This is a genomic window from Candidatus Magnetaquicoccus inordinatus (assembly GCF_004217665.1).
Lineage (GTDB): Bacteria > Pseudomonadota > Magnetococcia > Magnetococcales > Magnetaquicoccaceae > Magnetaquicoccus > Magnetaquicoccus inordinatus.
The window spans coordinates 1-1,007 of record NZ_RXIU01000540.1 but is presented as its reverse complement, the minus strand read 5'-3'; the positions used below and the strand labels follow the sequence as shown (position 1 = coordinate 1,007).

Here is a 1,007-nt window from a genome sequence, read left to right as displayed (position 1 = left end):
TACCGCCTATTTCCGCCATTTCATCCTGAGTGTGGCCGAGTCTTTTTCGTTCTTCTCTCAAGCGTTCGGAAAAATCGCACATATGTGTAATAATCTCGCTTGGCATGTTCTACAAAAGTAGAATAATCTAGTTATCATGATGAACATTGACACCGAACATAGACCATCAGCACAGGACTGGCCCCGCTCCAGAATCAAGATGCACCTGGAAGACAAGGGGTGGACGTTGCGGCGATTGAGCGTAGCGCACGGACGCATGCCCACTGCCATTGCCCAAGCCCTATATCGGCCATGCAGCCCGCCGCTGGAGCAGATCGTCGCCGAGGAGATTGGCGTGCAACCGGCAGAAATCTGGCCAAGTCGTTACCCTGGCGGTGTGCGAGCCCGCAACTGCGAGCTGGTCGGAAAGAACAATACCACAACGCGCCGCAAGCGCACAAACCCAACTGTAGAGGTTATCCATGGCCAGTAAACCCCGTACCGAGCAAAGGCAGTTGCCGTTGATTCTGTTTGATCCGCTACCATCCATGGAGCGGGAGTTTCCCGGTTTCCTGGATGTTGAGAATCAAATACCTAATGTCATCAACAAGATGATTCGCAATTCTGGTAAAGACCGTTACAGCATTGCGGCGGAGATGAGTAAGTATATGGATCGGGAGGTGACCCATCATATGCTCAATGCCTTTACCGCCGCCAAGGAGGGCAATCGCTTCCCGCTTTCCTTTTTGCCTTCCTTTTCGCATGCCTGTGCTGGCTACGAGCTTTTGCAGTATGTGGCCAACAAAATGGGGTGTGCCATCCTGATTGGACCGGAAGCGGAGGCCGCCAACCTGGGATGGATCCAGTTGTTGGAACAAGAGTTGGCACGGGAGAGAGCCAAGGTGCAGCATCGCATCGATCAGGCGCGCCGTCTGCGTGAGATAGGAGCAGAACAGTGAACGGGGACGAGACTGTGTTGGAGGGCGAGGTGTTGTCTAAGGAGGAGTTGTCGGAGGAGGTTGCGACCA

Annotated in this window: 2 protein-coding genes; both read left to right on the top strand. The window is 53.7% G+C overall.

Annotation, left to right across the window (positions count from 1 at the left end; all coding sequences use genetic code 11):
- Nucleotides 1-136 precede the first annotated feature (136 nt).
- Nucleotides 137-472 carry a helix-turn-helix domain-containing protein gene (locus EJP87_RS19155; RefSeq protein WP_420886873.1) on the top strand — a complete coding sequence of 112 codons (336 nt, stop codon included), beginning with the start codon at nucleotides 137-139 and terminating at the stop codon, nucleotides 470-472.
- Nucleotides 462-938 carry a hypothetical protein gene (locus tag EJP87_RS17125; protein WP_130473021.1) on the top strand — a complete coding sequence of 159 codons (477 nt, stop codon included), beginning with the start codon at nucleotides 462-464 and terminating at the stop codon, nucleotides 936-938. The genes EJP87_RS19155 and EJP87_RS17125 overlap by 11 nt, the downstream gene beginning before the upstream one ends.
- Nucleotides 939-1,007 lie beyond the last annotated feature (69 nt).